Origin of the sequence: Nostoc sp. FACHB-892 (assembly GCF_014698795.1) — a bacterium.
Classification (GTDB): Bacteria; Cyanobacteriota; Cyanobacteriia; order Cyanobacteriales; family Nostocaceae; genus Nostoc.
In genome coordinates this window covers 77,533-93,989 of sequence record NZ_JACJTR010000003.1, presented here as the reverse complement: position 1 = coordinate 93,989, position 16,457 = coordinate 77,533, and the positions used below count along the sequence as shown (strand labels likewise).

The window sequence follows — 16,457 nt, the reverse complement described above, 5'->3', positions numbered from 1 at the left end:
GTTAGAAATTCAAACTACTATGACTAAGTTTATTTTTGTAACTGGGGGCGTAGTTTCCAGTATAGGTAAGGGCATTGTAGCAGCAAGTCTAGGGCGTTTGCTCAAGTCGCGCGAATATTCTGTGTCGATTCTCAAACTCGACCCTTATATTAATATTGATCCCGGCACAATGAGTCCTTTTCAGCATGGGGAAGTATTCGTTACCCAGGATGGTGCGGAAACAGATTTGGACTTGGGGCATTACGAGCGCTTCACCGATACCTCAATGTCGCGTTTGAATTGTGTAACTACTGGCTCGATTTACCAGGCAGTTATCAATAAAGAGCGGCGCGGAGACTACAATGGCGGCACTGTACAGGTTATTCCTCATATTACTAATGAAATAAAAGAGCGGATTCTGCGAGTTGCTAAAAGTACAAACCCATCTGTAGTAATTACAGAAATCGGCGGTACGGTGGGAGATATTGAATCACTGCCGTTTTTGGAAGCAATTCGCCAGTTCCGCAAAGAGGTGGGACGGCAGAATGTGCTGTATATGCACGTAACTCTGGTACCGTGGATTGCCTCTGCGGGTGAGATGAAAACTAAGCCAACACAGCATTCAGTTAAAGAACTGAGATCCATTGGCATTCAACCAGATATTTTAGTTTGTCGCAGCGATCGCCCATTACCCAAGGGATTAAAGCAGAAATTATCGGGATTTTGTGATGTGCCCGAAGAATGCGTCATCACCTCCCAAGATGCCAAAAGTATCTATGAAGTACCCCTGAATCTAGAACGGGAAGGAATGGCAGAACAAGTACTGAACTTGCTGCAAATGGAGCAACGCAAACCAGATTTGACGCAGTGGCAAACCTTGGTACAACGGTTACATACTCCCAAGCACGAGTTAGAAATTGCCATTGTCGGTAAATATGTGCAGTTAAGTGATGCCTACCTATCTGTAGTGGAAGCACTAAACCATGCTGCAATCTCCACTTATGGCAAACTGCGCCTGCGTTGGGTGAACTCAGAAGATTTGGAAACTGAACTGCCCGAAACTTATCTTAAAGGTGTTGATGGCATAGTTGTGCCAGGAGGTTTCGGTGTTCGGGGGGTGGATGGCAAAATTGCCGCGATTAAATATGCCCGCGATCGCCAAATTCCCTTTTTGGGTTTATGCCTGGGAATGCAATGCTCTGTGATTGAATGGGCCCGGCACGTAGGAGGATTAACAGGTGCTAATAGTGCTGAATTTGACGCTCATACAACTGATCCGGTAATTAATTTATTGCCAGGACAGCAGGAAGTTGTCGATTTAGGGGGTACAATGCGCTTGGGGCTATATCCTTGCCGTGTTCTTCATGATACATTGGCTTTCAAGCTTTATCAAGAAGATGTAATTTATGAACGACATCGACATCGGTATGAGTTTAACAATGCTTACCGCGATTTATTATTAAAGTCTGGCTATGTGATCAGTGGGACTTCTCCCGATGGACGCTTAGTTGAAATTGTGGAATTACCCAAGCACCCATTCTTTCTTGCTTGCCAATTTCATCCAGAATTTCAATCGCGCCCCAGTAGCCCTCATCCTTTATTTAAAGGGTTTATCCAAGCAGCGATCGCTCTTTCTCTTTCGATAGGTACACCAACACCATTGGAGGTGTCATAACAATTCGTAATTCGTAATTCGTAATTCAAAATTAATTTTTTAGATTTTGAATTGGTGCATAGCAACATTAACTTAAGGCTTCAGTAGATTTGGACATACAGGGTGCATCATTCGTAAATTTCGGACTTGAGGAGATGTTGTGGCGTACTGGGTGAAAATCCTTTACGAGAGGAAAGAATATGTAGTGAACTTTGAACGTGTCCACGCTTTTTGTTATGAACTAAACGGTAGGGTTACTTTTTGGTTACCCGATAGTGCCATTCCGATAGTGATTAACCCGCACAGTAACTTGGAAGATTATCAAAAAATCCTCGATTATTTAGAATTTGTGACTGGGTTGGAATTAGATCATGCCCATTGGGTGAAAATCCTTTACGAAAAAAATGAATATGTAATTAATCTCAACTGCATCAGTTCCTTTTGCCATGAACCGAACGGCAGGATAACTTTTTGGTTGCCAGATGGCACTATCCCCATCATCATCAACCCTGTGAGTAATCCTGAATCTTATGAAAAAGTTGTGAAATACGTTCATAAGGCAACAGGATATTCTTTGTCTTAGTATTACGAATTACGCGATTAATTTTCCAAGGCGCTTCAATATACTGAGTACTTGGTGGAGTTCTGAATCACGTTCAATTGATAGCGCATAAGAACGTGCATACCAAGGATGTTCTTGTTGAATCAATTTGACAAAAACAAATTCCCTGCCGTTGATTAGTAAACCAAAAGTCGGTTGTAGAGGATTTGGACGATCAAGCATATAAGCTAGTGCTTGAGGTAGGGCTGTCATCACATCAAATTTACTGCTTTTAGATTCAATGACAAGTACCCAAAAACGTTTTTGAATGACAAGAACATCAATGTTTCCTTTAACTATAAAGCTCTCATCTTCAGCACAAATCTCAACAGAAGTCTCGGTTTCAATCTCAAAAGGAAGTTGATAAAACCCAGCTAAATCGAGTAAAGTAGACAGCACTACCATCTTTACCGCCTCTTCTGACATTAGACGGTGCTTATTCAAGTTTAAATAGTTGCTTTTTACTCGCGCGTAGGCGTAGCCCGTCGTAGACATCGCTTGCTTTTCAACATCAGTCAGAATTGGTAAATTTTATGTCCACTCTGTAAAGAAGTTGGTGTCTGTGGCAAGTTGCAAACCAAATTTTTCTTCTAATTCGTAAAGACTGATGTCTCTAGCTGGGATTGTTTGAACCATAATTTAAAACCTTGAATAGTGTTGCAATGCCAACTTTGCTGCACCTACTATCCCTGCAAAATTACCTAACTCGGCAGGCAATATTTGTAAACCCACCCGTGATAGAGGCTGAACTCGCTTCTCAATTTCTGCCTTCACTGCTGGGAAGAAAAATTCAAAGCTGCCACTTATGCCGCCACCAATCACGATCGCTTGCGGTGTGAGTACATAAATCAAACTCGTCAAACCAATCCCCAAATACGTGCCATATTCTTGCCAGAAAGTCAATGCTGCGGGATCTCCTTGTTGTGCCAGAAAACCCAATTCGACGGGTTCCTTGAGAGTGCGACGGCGAATTGCAGTAGCACAAGCATATTGTTCTAAAGAGCCTTGATTGCCACTATTACAAATTGGGCCATCAGGATTTAATGAAATTAAACCTAATTCTCCGGCGGCTCCTTGATGTCCAACAAATAGTTTGCCATTTAGGATAATTGCGCCACCAACCCCAGTACCTAAAGTTAGCAGAATCAGATTTTGAAAGTGGCGACCGGCTCCTAGCCAAGCTTCTCCCAAACCAGCGCAGTTGGCATCGTTAGCGATCGCAGTAGGTTTGCCAGTTTTAGTTTCTAACCAGTCTGCCAAAGGAACATCGACCCATCCAGGTAAGTTAATGGCGATTTTAGCAATGCGTCCTGCTGCATCGGATGGGCCAGGAGTCCCAACACCAATAGCAACAGTTTGATTATCTGGATCAATTTGAGCGATCGCATCTACGATCACCGCCAGCACGGCCTCTGGTGTTGTCGGTTGGGGAGCCGCCACAGTTAAGGATTGCAGACAAGTACCATCAGCTGCAAAACGCCCCAGCTTAATTGCTGTTCCCCCCACATCTATACCAATTACTTGAATTTTGTCATTTGTCATTTGTCATTTGTCATTTGTCATTGGGCATGGGGCATGGGGCATTGGGCATTGGTGAACAGCTATTCCCTATTCCCTATTATTATTGGGTGCGAGTAGTTTTCATCCCCGATCTGTTAGCGCAGCGTCTTTGGTTGGGAGAAGACGCGCGGCTTTCAATTCCGATTTCTGTAAATTAGCAAAATTCGTGCTGCGGAAACTCGATTGCTCGTGCCAACCTGTAACTGGCGCACCTCTTAAAATGCCAGCAAGGGCAACAGAAAGGATAAATCCGCCAGTAGCGGCAGCAATTAACGTTAGATTATCTTTCATACATACAAATCTCTCTATTGTTTATTTGTCAATTGTCATTTGTCCTTTGTCCTTTGTCCAAAACTAATGACTAATGACCAATGACTACTTTCGGATTCTATTTTCTCTTCGTAAACGGGGATTGACAAATTCATTTAACCCTTCACCAAGTAGTGATAACCCTACAACCATGAATGTCATGGTTAAACCAGGGAAAAGTGTAGTCCACCAAATGCCAGTGGGTAGAGCTTCTAAGGCTTGTTTTAAATCATGTCCCCATTCTGGCACTTCTTCGGGAAGTCCTAGCCCCAAAAAACCCAAACCGCCCAACACCAAAATTGCATCAGCAGCGTTAAGTGTAAATAAGACGGGTACGCTTTGAATGACGTTGAAAAATAGATAACGAGAAAGCACAACCCAAGTAGAAGCGCCCATTGCTTGAGCCGCTTCGATGAACACTTCAGTTTTCACGCTTACAGTGTGGTTGCGGACAACGCGGTAATATTGGGGGATGTAGGCAATGCTAATAGCGATCGCTGCATTTAATATCCCACGCCCCACCACAAACGCCAGTGTCACAGATAGCAGTAGTCCCGGTAGAGTGTAAATGCTATCCATAATAAACAGCAATACTTTATCCAATTTACCGCCGAGATAACCACTCAGCATCCCCAAAGGCACACCAATAACCATACTCAACGCTGTTGCCAAAATCACCACCTGCAAAGCAGCTTGAGCGCCGAACAGCGTGCGGGAAAACACATCATAGCCCAGGCGACTAGTACCAAACCAATGTTTAGCTGAAGGTGGCTCGTGAATTGGATTAGAGAGAAAATCTTTGGGGTTTTGCAGCCATCCCCAAGCCTGGAATACGGGAGCGAAGAATGCTAAGAGGATGAAAAATAGGGTAATGGCTAACCCGATGAGCATGAGTTTTTGGGAAAGATTGAGACTTTTGCCAAACTGTAAAAATGTCGGTAGTCGCCGTTTTGTAATGGCCATAAAGCGATCGCCTGGATCAAAGCTTGATACGCTGACTATTTTACATATCAGATAGGGGATTGCGTAAACATCCTGACTAAAAGTCTAACTGTTTCGCGGTGGATACAGAGCTAGACTGAGTTAGAGGTGAGATTATGCCTTATTTTTGCTAAAAATAAATTACCAGCCGTTGTCACCACAAAATTTAATTATCAAAAGTAGAGACAGACCAAGTTAATGGAGGACTTATGAACGCTTACAAAAAATACATCACCATTACAGATCCAAGTCAAGTAATATTATCTGATTTACCTTTTCAGGTAGGACAAAGAGTAGAAATAATTATCTTAGCTGAGGATAATCCAAGAGCAGAAATTAGTAAAAAGCTGAGAGATTTATTTGATAAAACACAGTCGCTACCGGGAGTACAAGATATTACGGAAGCAGAAATATCAGCAGAAATTGAAGCTTACAAACGCGGGGAATGAAAGTTGTTATTGACACGAATGTTTTAGTTTCTGCTGTCCTTAAGGGTAGAGTACCAAGAGATGTTATTCAGTTTATTTTTGATAATCCAGATTGGCAATGGATAGTTTCTGAAGAAATCATTGTGGAATATAAAGAAGTTTTAAGCCGAAGCAAGTTTAAGTTGACAGATGAGATAAGAGGTGAATGGTTTGAAATTATCGATACATTCCTAACGCTAATTAATGTCAATTTTGAAGTTGATTTTCCCAGAGATAGAAAAGATGCAAAGTTTTTAGCTTGTGCTATGGCAGCAGAAGCAGATTTCTTGATTACGGGTGATTCTGATTTTAATCAGGCACAAACTTTGGTCAATACAACGATTATTTCTGTATCCTTATTTAACAAATTAGTTTGCGATGTCGGGGGGTGAGTATTAAGAATTAGTAACTGCCAATGATTTTTTACTATTCCCCATTCCCCACTCCCCATTCTCTTACAGATTACTTTCAATCAACTGGCGGTATTCGCTCTTTTGCTTCACACCTTTAACTTCCTTCACCAGTTCTTTATCTTTGAACAATTGAACCGTTGGTGTTCCTGTTACACCAGCATTTTCAGCAATATCTCGGTCTTTGTCGATGTCAATTTCCACAAAGTGAATTTTGCTGTCAAATTCATCCACCACTTTATTTAAAATTGGCTTCAAGGTATGACAAGGGCCACAACCAGGAGAGACGTATTTAACAAGGAGTAAGCGATCGCTTTCATGGAACAATTTCCGTAAAGCATAACCTCCCTCATGGCGCGTCGCATCCAATTTAAATCCAGCTTCTTCCTCGGCTTCAGTTTTTTTAGCTGGCTGATGTTCTAATTCATTGTCTGCTATTTCTGGTTGTTGATGGAATTCTTGAATCAAGCCAGTGGATGACAACCAACGTTCTGCCAACATCGCCGCCATACAGCCAGTACCCGCAGCCGTAATTGCTTGCCGAAATTCATGATCTTGTACGTCGCCAGCTGCAAAAACGCCTTCTACACTGGTTTCTACAGAACCGGGCTTAGTGACAACGTAACCTACCTCATCCAGTTCTAATTGCCCCTTGAATAAAGAGGTGTTGGGACTGTGACCAACGGCGTAGAATAAACCCTTAGCGTGCAGTTTGCTCTCTTCACCAGTTTTAGTATTACGGACTTTCACCCCTTCCATGTGACCGTTACCGAAGATATCCACGGCTTCTGTGTTCCAATGCACTTGGATTTTCGGGTTACTCAAAACGCGGTCTTGCATAGCTTTAGAAGCCCGCATTTTATCGGTACGTACCAACATATTTACCTTAGAACCGTATTTGGTGAGGTAAATTGACTCTTCCGCCGCCGAGTCGCCAGCACCAATTACAGCCAATTCTGCACCGTGGAAAATTGGTGTCGCACCATCGCAAATTGCACAAGCGGAGATACCCCGACTCCAAAATTCATGTTCATTGGGTAAACCCAAACGTTTTGCAGTTGCACCCGTAGCAATAACGATGCTGTTGGTTTTTATTTCCCTCTCTTGCGATCGCACTGTAAATGGACGCTGACTCAAATCAACTGATATAACATCTTCAGTATATAGTTCAGCCCCCCAGCGCTCTGCCTGAGCCTTCATCTGATCCATCAGTTCCGGCCCGGTAATCCCTTGGGGAAACCCTGGAAAGTTCTCAACTTCCGTCGTTGTCATTAGTTGTCCACCCGGTAAACCCCCGGCTTGGAAACCTTCAAATACAACGGGTTTCAGGTTAGCGCGTCCGGCATAAATAGCTGCTGTGTACCCTGCTGGGCCAGAACCGATAATTACCAAGTTTTCTGTTGTTGTGTTAGCCATGAAAATATATGAACTCATAACGACTACGCTTAATATAGCATAACAAACTGTGATTGACTACGCCAGATGGTAAGCGATGTCTGCGACGGGCTACGCTTACGCCAAATGCCTACGGTACTATGCGCTTAACACTTGCCAAACATTGTCTTAACTGTTAGGACTCTTCTTGGAGGTATTTTCTGATAATTTCAGTATCTAGTTCTAGCAATTCTGCTATTTCTTGAATGCTCATACCTTTCTCAATACATTTGGGTACTAATTTCAATTTTGTTTCTAGTTCAGTTTTCGGCTTAGTCTTTGCCACGATACTCTCGTACAATCGAGTATTTTTGAATGCATCTAAATCAAGCATGGCTTCAATTTCCTCTAAGGTAAGATTGGGAAACTTATAAAATACAATCGCTTGGATAAATGCTATCACTTTCTTTTGAAGGTTTTCATCCAGGGAGTCTTCTCGTGCCTGAATGATGAGCTGTTGGGCTAAGGAAGGAGCTTTTGTAGGTACTTCTACAAATAGTTTGGCAATACCTATGCTCAAGGAATCTTCAGCCCTGGTAGAAAGTTCATTTAGATAAATGCAGCGTAGATATTGTTGTACTAAAGCCTGATAGCGTGGATGAGGTAGGGTTTCATGGATACGTTTGTCGTAAATAACAATTGCGTACCAGTCTGAGTTTGCTGGTTTATATTGACGAAAGTAAACAAAAATTTCCCCAAAAAGTCGTTCGTAAAATTCTTCATCTTTGTAGAATTGCAAACCTAAAAAGTGTATAGGTTCATTTTCAAATCCCTTGATAGTAGCAAATAAACCATCTAAACGAAATGATTGTTGCTTAACTTCAGGTGCAATAAATGTGTAGATATTAGGATTAGTATCAGGTTTATCAATAAGTTCAAAAAATATCTGGGGTAGTTCCTTGATAAGTTCATAAAAAATTACATCTGTTTTCATTGATGCTAATAATGGCGAACTATAGAACCGTTTTCCTTTGAATACAATACATTGTATCTTTCGGGGGTTGAGGTACGTATGATAGAGATTAAAGCGTTATTTGGCGTATTATGTTCCTCACCATCACCGATTTAGAGCAGTTACACACTGAGCATCCAGAATGGCAGATGGAACTGGTAGAGGGAAAAATCATAGTTTCAGCGCCATCAGATTACGAGTCAGAGGAAATTGGCGCTCGGTTGAGTACCTTCTTAAATATCTGGGTCATGTCGCACAAGCTAGGGCGTGTAACTGGTTCTGGTGCAGGGTTTATCTTACCGAATATAGAAGAGGACGACTTAGAAAAAAGAAATGTGCGTAGTTTACCGCCGTAGGCATCGCCTGACGTGTCTTTTGTTCGGGCGGATCGGCTGAAGAAGACCAAGCGCGACTTTGTAGAGTTGGTTCCAGACTTGATGGTTGAGGTTAAATCTAAAAGCGACAGAATTAAAACGCTTGAAGAGAAGATTCAGCTATTTTTGCAACTTGGGTCTGTAGTCGGCATACTAATTGACCCTGATAAATTAACAGTAACGGTTTACCGATTAAACCAAGCTCCAGTGGTGTTGGAAAATGGAGACACACTTACATTACCGGACTTGCTACCAGGTTGGGAAATGGCGATATCAGAACTGTGGCCACCTGAATTTGAATAAAGCACTCTCACAAACAAAATTGAGAATCTAGCCCCTGGTATACACTTGGGGCTTTTGAATGCAAGGATTTTGGATTGTGTAACCGCATCTCCCAAAACTTTTTTTCTGGAGGTGATAGGAAACTGATCGCAGGAGGGTAAGTTATATCTAGAACACACAACCACCTCCTACCCCAGGGTAAACACTTATGAAAACCGAACTAAAAGCTAAATTTCTTCAACACATCCTCAACAAGAAGAACGAAAATGAAGGTTTTACACTCATTGAATTACTAGTAGTAATTATTATCATCGGTATTTTATCTGCGATCGCTCTACCTTCTTTCCTCAACCAAGCAGCAAAAGCTAAACAATCTGAAGCTAAAACCTACGTTGGTTCAGTTAACAGAGCGCAACAGTCTTACCGAATAGAAAATACATCGTTTGCTGGCAGTATTGACGTACTGCAAATTGGTATTCCTACTTCGACGCCTAACTATAACTACACTATCTCCGCTGCGGATGTCAACACTACTAGTGTAACAGCAACAGCTAAAGATCCCACTTCTCTCAGAGGCTTTAATGGTGGTGTCACCATTCTCACAAGTGGACAAACCGCTGCTGTTGCTTGTCAGACAACGGGAGTACAAGCTACTAATGCCCTTGTCGCTCCTGCCTTAAGTGCCACCAGTGCGTCTTGTGGAGCAGGTACGATGGAGGCGATGAAATAAAGTTTAATTCTTTGTTTTTGAAAATGCTAGATGGATTGCAATACATCTGGTATTTTTTTATCTCATTTTCTCAAACCTTGTAGGGGTTAACAGCCGTTAATCCCTACATTGCTTTTTATTTTTAAGCTTATTTTAAATCAGGTTTCGTCTCTTTGGTAATAAATTATAAAACTTGGTCAAGGGTATTAATGATGACTATTAATTTAGATAATAAAATTTCTTCAACTCAAAAATTGTTAAGTATTCAACAATATGAACAAAATATTGTTGAAAATACCAGAGAAGTTTCTAATTATTGGTATTTAGGATTAGCCTTTTTATTAGAGGGCAGAGAGGAAGAAGCGCAAATTACATGGATGGCTCCTTTTCTAGAATTTGAAGAAGAATCAGAACAATGGCTGCAACAATTAACTGAAATTTTATTAAATGCTGCTCAACAACAAGAAGCAAATTCTAACTATCAATTAGCTTGGGTAGTTCGTCAACACATCAAAGAATTTTTTCCTGATGATATTAACAATATTTTAAAAATAATCGAGCTAGACATTGATTTAAACATTCATGCTCTGGAAAACAATATTAATCAACTTATTGAAATTATCTCTCAACTAACAGAAGTTCCTATTTTTGATGAAAATTTATTAACTACAGTGCTTGAAAAGTTAGTTTATCCTGATCCAGTTAATACTCCTCCCTTTGTTAATCAATTGGTTGAAACACTTGTACCTCATTTAGAAAACTCTGAAACTATTATTCCATTACTAATAGGAAAAGCTGATGCCTATTATCGTTGTTCTAATTATTATATGTCAATTTATTTTGCTGAATTTGCTCTTCGTTTAGAACCTAATAATTTAGATTGTATTATCAAAATAATTCCTCCTCTACAAAGATTAGGACTAGATTATATTAAAAAATCTATTGATTGGGTAAAAAAATATTTGACCCTGGCTCAAGAACCAATTGAACAAATTATTGGTAGTCACTATTTACTAGAAGCATTCTTAACTTCTTGTGAAAGTTGGGAAGAATCAGTTCGGGCTTATCAAAAACATAAATCATGTTTATCTAACCTTGTAATTAGTAAATCAGACAACGAAACTTTAGTGCGAATGTTACCCGTTGGTTCTTTTTTACTATATATGGAAGATAATCCATCTGAAAATAGATTAATTCGTAATGGATTAGCTGCTTTATGCCAACAAGTGGTACAGAAAAGTTTTCCTGAAAATATCAACACTTATAAACAACGTTTTAACTCAACTCGTCCTTCTCTAAAAGAGCGTCCTTTAAGAATAGGCTATTTATCAGAATGTTTTCGTACTCATTCTGTGGGTTTCTTAGCTTGGTGGTTATTAAAATATCATAATCGTCAACAATTTGATATTTATTTATATTCTTTAAAGGAGAATATTTACGATCCACAACAACAAGCTTATAAAAACGAATTTAGTGATCGTTTTCATCAAGAATGTTTTTCTATGGTGGCAATGGCAGATAAAATTAACCAAGATGAAATAGATATTTTAGTGGATTTAGATAGTTTGACTTCTTATGGTAATTGCGCTATTTTAGCCCTTAAGCCTGCACCCATTCAAGTTAGTTGGTTAGGTTATGATGCAACTGGTTTCTCAACAGTTGATTACTTTATTGCTGATAACTATGTATTGCCAGAATCAGCACAAGATTACTATACTGAAAAAATTTGGCGTCTCCCTCAAAATTATATTGGTATAGATGGCTTTAGTGTAGGAACACCTACTATCAGCAGAGAATCTTTAGATATTTCTAATGATGGAATTATTTATTTTAGCTCTCAAACCGGATTAAAACGTAATCCCCATAACATCCGGTTACAGATGCAAATTATTAAACAAGTTCCTAATAGTTATTTTCTTCTCAAAAGTCATCGAAGTAATCATCAAGATTTACAAGACTTTATTGCCCCAATTGCTGAAGCAGAAGGGGTTGATTTAGAATGCTTAAGGTTTCTACCTTCTGCACCTACAGACATGGAACATCGTGCCAATTTAGCAATTGCTGATGTTGTCTTAGATACCTATCCATACAATGGTGCAACCACAACCCTAGAAACTTTATGGATGGGTATACCATTAGTAACCAGAGTCGGAGAACAATTTGCAGCGCGTAACAGCTACACAATGATGATGAATGTAGGTGTAACTGAAGGTATAGCTTGGAGTGATGAAGAGTATGTAGAGTGGGGTGTGCGCTTGGGTAAAGATGCTGCATTAAGGCAGCAAATTGCTTGGAAACTGCGACAATCAAGGCAAACATCACCTCTGTGGAATGGTAAGAAATTTGCCCGTGAAATGGAGAATGCCTATCAACAGATGTGGCAGAACTATAGCGGTTCTTAATTATATAGAATACAGACCTAACCCCCAGCCCCTTCCCTGCAAGGGAAGGGGAGTAAGATTCAAAGCCTCTTTCCTTTTAAAATAGAGGTTAGAGCGTATTGCATCCAAATGAGAAGCGATATGTAATTTACCACTACACAAGCAAAGTCCACCTCCGTGAACTAAGGAAAAAGCAAAATTTTTAACGCGCGTAGGCGGATTTTGCCCTATAGCGATATCACAGTTTCAGCAGATTGGCCCGATGCATGACGAGGGCGAAGATGCAAGGTGATTTCCGTATCGAGTCGCTTGAGGAAAATGAGGAGTTTGCCTTCGCTGAACCGTTGAAACTCTCCTTTCATCAAATGAGATACCTCTGGTTGAGGAATGCCAAGAAGTTCGCTAATTTCGCGCTGTTTCAAGTTGCGTTGAGAGAGGAGGCGGAGTACCTCAATCCCTATCTTGCCTCGCGTAAAAAGTTCTGAAGCATTCGATAAACCGAGGTCAGTGAATACGTTGCCACTGCTTTCTTCAAAAACGGGTTCCTGTGTCATTATTGTTTTTCCCTTGCCACTGCATCTTTATAGCGTTGTTTAATCAGGTCAATATCTGCCTGTGGGGTTTTAATTCCCTGCTTTGATTTCTTCTGAAAAGCGTGCAGGACATAGATTTTCTCTCCAATCTTTACTGCATAGACTGCTCTGTAAGTATCCGTATCGTAGCGTTTGACAATTTCATACACGCCACTTCCAACCCCTTTAAAAGGCTTGGCATCCATTGGTGTTTCTCCTGCTTGCACCAATTGCAACGCATAGCCTACTGATGCACGCACTTCTTCAGGAAATGAACGGATATTTTTGAGAGAGTCTCCCATCCAAACCAGAGGTCGTAAAGGAATTTCTATAATATCCTCGTCATCATCCATTTTATATGAAATTTACTATAAAACAAGTCAGACCATAGCATGAAATGTCTCTCAAGTTACCTCTGAGGTGAGTTGGGAGGGACAAGATTGGGTAAATTAGAAATTTAAGCGCTAAAGTGCTGACTACAAACTTAAGCTATCTAGATTGCAGAATGAAAGAGTTTCTGCTTTTGCTTGTGCGATCGCAGATTGATTATCTGTTGTTAAAGCAATTCGAGTATTAATTCTAGGCAAAAGAGTTTTCCATTGTGCATCACTCAACTTACCTAGCAAAGAAATTTCTGGCCCCTCAGTTATATCTACATCCTCTTCCATGAGCAAATTCATGGTCAAAGAAGATAAGAGCATATCGGCTTCCTCATCAGAAATATTTTGAGTATCTATGAGAAGAGTTATATGACTTTTATCTGGGTGAGTAGTGAGGGTAGAAATGGCACTTGCTAAATCTTGATATAGTAAGTCTTCTGGCTGTGACCAATCTGGGAAAATAATTAGGTTGATATTTCCTAAGCGGAAATTTTGACTCAGAGTATCTGCAAGATATTTACTAAATAGTTCTTGGAAGAGGTTGCCTATTTTAGCTGAGTAAGAGCGGCTATCCAGAAAGCTAGGATTAGCTTGCATTTTTTCTTTGATTTGGGCGCTCTTTTGTTGGCGTAATTCAGGATCAGTTCCGAGTGCGATCGCTAATTGTATGTAAGACTCTTCACTATCCGCAACTAAACCAGGTACATCTAATGCTTGAACCATTGCAGATCCCATTGCAGAGCGAAAGGTAGTTCCCTGCCTAGCAATTACTGGTAGATTAACTTGTAGTGGTTCTATCAAAGAAGTTGTTCCAGCAAAGGGAAAAGAATCTAGATAAACATCGGCAATAGTGAAGTATGCTTTAACATCTTGTCTATTTGGTACGGGCTGAGGATCTAAGACTATTAATCGGTCTGCTGTTATTCCATGCTTTGAAAATACTTTATTCAAGTGATTCACAAAAGCTTTTTTAGGATAAACGGTTGACCAATTTGGCCCAAATGGCAGAAGTACTAAAACAGATTTTGATACACCAAGAATAATTTTTGCCCACGTATCAATCAGTTCAGGGATAATTTTGAAGTAGTTAGCGGCAGAGATGAAAATAATAGCATCGTCAGCAATACCTAAACTTTGTCGCTCACTTTTTACAATTACCTTGCCTTCTTCATTACCATAACTAAAGCAATGAGCAGTTCCTTCTAGTTTCACCAACTTTTCTTGATATTGCTGCTCTGCCGTTGCCGATGGATCGGTTAGTGTGCCAGAGATGTAATAATCAATATGCCGTATTCCTGTTGTTACCACAGATCCGCCACTTGTGACTTGTATTCTAGCTAACCTATGCATTGATAAGACGTAGATTTGATTCATTACTATCGTCACATTCGTAGCAATGAACAATATATCGATATTATCAGCACGAATAATATTTACCTGTTCTGTTAAATCTTGTGGTAGTAGTTTAAAAGAGTTTGCACAGCTTTGGCAATATTGCTCTAGTTGATGACCAGTTTGATTAAGAGAGTATAAAATTACTTCAAAGTCTCTACTGATATATTCATAAACAGGAAGGTAAGCAAATGTTTCAGATCCAGGTATAAAATATGCAGCCAGGACACCCAACCGAATTTTTTTTCTAGTTGTAGGTCTATCAGCAAACTCGTAATCTACCTCATAACCCTTAAGCTTCAGCAGAAACTCTATAATCTCTCCACGTTTAACATAGATATCTTTAAGATTATGCTCATTAAAATATAGGGGAATAAAATTAGCAATTGAAGCAAAGCTATTAACTATTTCATTCCACAACTGAGAATCAGAATTTTTTAATATCGATGTGTGTAAGTAATTAATCCACCCCTGCATATAGTAATAATAATTATCTGCATCACCCGGTTCTTGAAAGTGGACTGGGGAAGAAAATAGGAATTGTAAATAGTCCTTAAGTAACCAACGGGGTATGCGAGAGAGGTCATGCTGTAAAGGTAACTGGTCAGCACGACGATACAGCATAGCTGCTAGTAAATGCTGAATTGCTTTTGGCTGATCAAAACCTTGAGATATAATTTTAATGATATTATTAACAAAAATCTGTTCTTCATCAGTCAAACTTTCATATTTGATACTACTATTCACTAACATCTTATGTGTTTTACCTAGCAAACCCAGATACATATCTGTTATCTGCTCATCTGAAATATTCAGGCATTCTTCTGCTATTTGTTTTCGTAACTGATGCAATTCTGCATTTTGTTTTGTTTCGTAATTTGCCTCTATTAATGCAAAATTTGCATCTTCTAACTGTTTTTCTTTTAACAAAAAGTTATTAGGAACTATGCTGAGTATTTTTTTGTTAAGAAAATCTATTTGATTTGTCAGTTGATAGAAATTGATTAAAGTAAAGTTATATTCTGATATTGACCAAGAAAGAATATTTATATCTTGCAGCAAATCAAACAACTTTTCACAACCAATAATCTGGACTAAAGTAGAATTGTGTTGTAAATATAAAAATGCTTTTTCTAATTCATACTCGATCCCATCACTAAAATTAGATTTTCTAATTTTATCTGAAAAAGCAGCTTTAAAAAGGTCTTTTGGAACATTATTAAACATCCTCCTATATACTTGTTGAACTTCAAAATGAGCGCGAATAAAGTTAGATGGACTACTCAAGTTTTTTCCTATATCTCTAATCCTATATTTAATTAGCTGATCAGGTAGAATATGTATTTCATGCGTTTTAATTAATTTAAGCCACATTTCAAAATCTTGTATCTGAATAGCGGCTATGTTAAATAGTCCAGCGTCTAAAAGTAATTCTCTATATATCAAACCAGTTACAGCATTAATATAGTTACCATGAAAAAAGAAATGTCTTAGTATTTCAGCCCTAGTTCTATTAGGATGATTAAATAAGTTTTCTGCAAAATGACTATCAGTTATTATCTGACTGTTTTCATCGATAAAATCTACCCATGAAAAAACAATTTTCTTTTGAGATGTAACTAAATAATTATATTCTGTTTCTAATCTATGAGGATAACTAATATCATCTCCAGACATAAAAGCGATATACTTTCCTCTAGAATCTAATATAGCTCGATTCATTGCACTACTTGTACCTTGATTCTCTTGATGAATATAAGTTATCCGCTCATCTCGAAATTTTCTTATAATTTCATCAGTTTTATCATTAGAGCCATCATTAACAATAATTAATTCAAAATTAGTATACGTTTGATTGAGAATACTTTCTACAGCTTCACCTATATACTTTTCATGGTTATAGGTAATCATAGTTACGCTAATTAAAGGATTAGATAATGTCATATTTGAATACCTTTAGTAAGTAAAATTTCAAAAACTTTTTGCATTCTTTCTGGTTTATGCAAATAAAGGTAAGTTG

Annotated in this window: 15 protein-coding genes and 1 pseudogene; 7 read left to right on the top strand and 9 right to left on the bottom strand. The window is 39.1% G+C overall.

Annotation, left to right across the window (positions count from 1 at the left end; all coding sequences use genetic code 11):
• Positions 1-19 precede the first annotated feature (19 nt).
• Positions 20-1,654: a CTP synthase gene (locus tag H6G96_RS05255; protein WP_190910457.1), complete on the top strand. Its 1,635-nt coding sequence runs from the start codon at positions 20-22 to the stop codon at positions 1,652-1,654.
• A gap of 139 nt (positions 1,655-1,793) precedes the next feature.
• Positions 1,794-2,216, top strand: coding sequence for a hypothetical protein (locus tag H6G96_RS05250; RefSeq protein WP_190910456.1), 423 nt, complete (start codon positions 1,794-1,796; stop codon positions 2,214-2,216).
• 9 nt (positions 2,217-2,225) lie between these two features.
• Here H6G96_RS05250 and H6G96_RS05245 read toward each other — a convergent pair whose 3' ends face one another.
• The 4 genes from H6G96_RS05245 to H6G96_RS05230 all read right to left on the bottom strand — a co-directional run bounded on the left by H6G96_RS05245 (position 2,226) and on the right by H6G96_RS05230 (position 5,066).
• Positions 2,226-2,729 (bottom strand): type I restriction endonuclease subunit R, encoded by a 504-nt coding sequence (locus H6G96_RS05245; protein ID WP_347242182.1) that lies wholly within the window; start codon positions 2,727-2,729, stop codon positions 2,226-2,228.
• 144 nt (positions 2,730-2,873) lie between these two features.
• Positions 2,874-3,776, bottom strand: coding sequence for an ROK family protein (locus H6G96_RS05240; RefSeq protein WP_190910455.1), 903 nt, complete (start codon positions 3,774-3,776; stop codon positions 2,874-2,876).
• A gap of 99 nt (positions 3,777-3,875) precedes the next feature.
• The gene (locus tag H6G96_RS05235) at positions 3,876-4,085 is read right to left on the bottom strand and encodes a hypothetical protein (protein WP_190910454.1); all 210 of its coding nucleotides are present in this window, start codon (positions 4,083-4,085) and stop codon (positions 3,876-3,878) included.
• Between the two features lie 84 nt (positions 4,086-4,169).
• Positions 4,170-5,066: an ABC transporter permease gene (locus H6G96_RS05230; RefSeq protein WP_190910453.1), complete on the bottom strand. Its 897-nt coding sequence runs from the start codon at positions 5,064-5,066 to the stop codon at positions 4,170-4,172.
• Between the two features lie 227 nt (positions 5,067-5,293).
• On the opposite strand from H6G96_RS05230, the gene H6G96_RS05225 reads away from it, so the two are divergent.
• Together H6G96_RS05225 and H6G96_RS05220 are read left to right on the top strand one after the other, a co-directional pair.
• Positions 5,294-5,533, top strand: a complete 240-nt coding sequence (locus tag H6G96_RS05225) for a hypothetical protein (RefSeq protein WP_190910452.1) — start codon at positions 5,294-5,296, stop codon at positions 5,531-5,533.
• Positions 5,530-5,943: a putative toxin-antitoxin system toxin component, PIN family gene (locus H6G96_RS05220; RefSeq protein ID WP_190910451.1), complete on the top strand. Its 414-nt coding sequence runs from the start codon at positions 5,530-5,532 to the stop codon at positions 5,941-5,943. The genes H6G96_RS05225 and H6G96_RS05220 overlap by 4 nt, the downstream gene beginning before the upstream one ends.
• A 63-nt stretch (positions 5,944-6,006) precedes the next feature.
• Here H6G96_RS05220 and trxB read toward each other — a convergent pair whose 3' ends face one another.
• The gene (trxB, locus tag H6G96_RS05215; RefSeq protein WP_190910450.1) at positions 6,007-7,377 is read right to left on the bottom strand and encodes a thioredoxin-disulfide reductase; all 1,371 of its coding nucleotides are present in this window, start codon (positions 7,375-7,377) and stop codon (positions 6,007-6,009) included.
• Positions 7,378-7,531: 154 nt separating this feature from the next.
• Positions 7,532-8,329, bottom strand: a complete 798-nt coding sequence (locus H6G96_RS05210; RefSeq protein ID WP_190910449.1) for an Rpn family recombination-promoting nuclease/putative transposase — start codon at positions 8,327-8,329, stop codon at positions 7,532-7,534.
• Positions 8,330-8,439: 110 nt separating this feature from the next.
• Here H6G96_RS05210 and H6G96_RS05205 point away from each other — a divergent pair.
• The 3 genes and pseudogenes from H6G96_RS05205 to H6G96_RS05195 all read left to right on the top strand — a co-directional run bounded on the left by H6G96_RS05205 (position 8,440) and on the right by H6G96_RS05195 (position 12,114).
• A pseudogene (locus H6G96_RS05205) lies at positions 8,440-9,024 on the top strand (Uma2 family endonuclease).
• 187 nt (positions 9,025-9,211) lie between these two features.
• Positions 9,212-9,733, top strand: a complete 522-nt coding sequence (locus H6G96_RS05200; protein ID WP_190910448.1) for a type IV pilin-like G/H family protein — start codon at positions 9,212-9,214, stop codon at positions 9,731-9,733.
• A gap of 188 nt (positions 9,734-9,921) precedes the next feature.
• Positions 9,922-12,114, top strand: coding sequence for a hypothetical protein (locus H6G96_RS05195; RefSeq protein ID WP_242063175.1), 2,193 nt, complete (start codon positions 9,922-9,924; stop codon positions 12,112-12,114).
• A gap of 206 nt (positions 12,115-12,320) precedes the next feature.
• Here H6G96_RS05195 and H6G96_RS05190 read toward each other — a convergent pair whose 3' ends face one another.
• From H6G96_RS05190 to H6G96_RS05180, 3 genes are all read right to left on the bottom strand, one after another.
• On the bottom strand, positions 12,321-12,647 hold the full coding sequence (locus tag H6G96_RS05190) for an XRE family transcriptional regulator (RefSeq protein ID WP_190910447.1): 327 nt from the start codon (positions 12,645-12,647) through the stop codon (positions 12,321-12,323).
• Positions 12,647-13,018, bottom strand: coding sequence for a type II toxin-antitoxin system RelE/ParE family toxin (locus H6G96_RS05185; RefSeq protein ID WP_190910446.1), 372 nt, complete (start codon positions 13,016-13,018; stop codon positions 12,647-12,649). The genes H6G96_RS05190 and H6G96_RS05185 overlap by 1 nt, the downstream gene beginning before the upstream one ends.
• Positions 13,019-13,141: 123 nt before the next feature.
• Positions 13,142-16,381, bottom strand: a complete 3,240-nt coding sequence (locus H6G96_RS05180; protein ID WP_190910445.1) for a glycosyltransferase — start codon at positions 16,379-16,381, stop codon at positions 13,142-13,144.
• Positions 16,382-16,457: the final 76 nt, after the last annotated feature.

Coding starts and splice junctions, on each gene's coding strand:
- H6G96_RS05255 (WP_190910457.1), top strand. CDS start 20: ATGACTAAGTTTATTTTTGTAACTGGGGGCGTAGTTTCCAGTATAGGT.
- H6G96_RS05245 (WP_347242182.1), bottom strand. CDS start 2,729: ATGTCTACGACGGGCTACGCCTACGCGCGAGTAAAAAGCAACTATTTA.
- H6G96_RS05240 (WP_190910455.1), bottom strand. CDS start 3,776: ATGACAAATGACAAAATTCAAGTAATTGGTATAGATGTGGGGGGAACA.
- H6G96_RS05235 (WP_190910454.1), bottom strand. CDS start 4,085: ATGAAAGATAATCTAACGTTAATTGCTGCCGCTACTGGCGGATTTATC.
- H6G96_RS05230 (WP_190910453.1), bottom strand. CDS start 5,066: ATGGCCATTACAAAACGGCGACTACCGACATTTTTACAGTTTGGCAAA.
- H6G96_RS05225 (WP_190910452.1), top strand. CDS start 5,294: ATGAACGCTTACAAAAAATACATCACCATTACAGATCCAAGTCAAGTA.
- H6G96_RS05220 (WP_190910451.1), top strand. CDS start 5,530: ATGAAAGTTGTTATTGACACGAATGTTTTAGTTTCTGCTGTCCTTAAG.
- trxB (WP_190910450.1), bottom strand. CDS start 7,377: ATGGCTAACACAACAACAGAAAACTTGGTAATTATCGGTTCTGGCCCA.
- H6G96_RS05210 (WP_190910449.1), bottom strand. CDS start 8,329: ATGAAAACAGATGTAATTTTTTATGAACTTATCAAGGAACTACCCCAG.
- H6G96_RS05200 (WP_190910448.1), top strand. CDS start 9,212: ATGAAAACCGAACTAAAAGCTAAATTTCTTCAACACATCCTCAACAAG.
- H6G96_RS05195 (WP_242063175.1), top strand. CDS start 9,922: ATGATGACTATTAATTTAGATAATAAAATTTCTTCAACTCAAAAATTG.
- H6G96_RS05190 (WP_190910447.1), bottom strand. CDS start 12,647: ATGACACAGGAACCCGTTTTTGAAGAAAGCAGTGGCAACGTATTCACT.
- H6G96_RS05185 (WP_190910446.1), bottom strand. CDS start 13,018: ATGGATGATGACGAGGATATTATAGAAATTCCTTTACGACCTCTGGTT.
- H6G96_RS05180 (WP_190910445.1), bottom strand. CDS start 16,381: ATGACATTATCTAATCCTTTAATTAGCGTAACTATGATTACCTATAAC.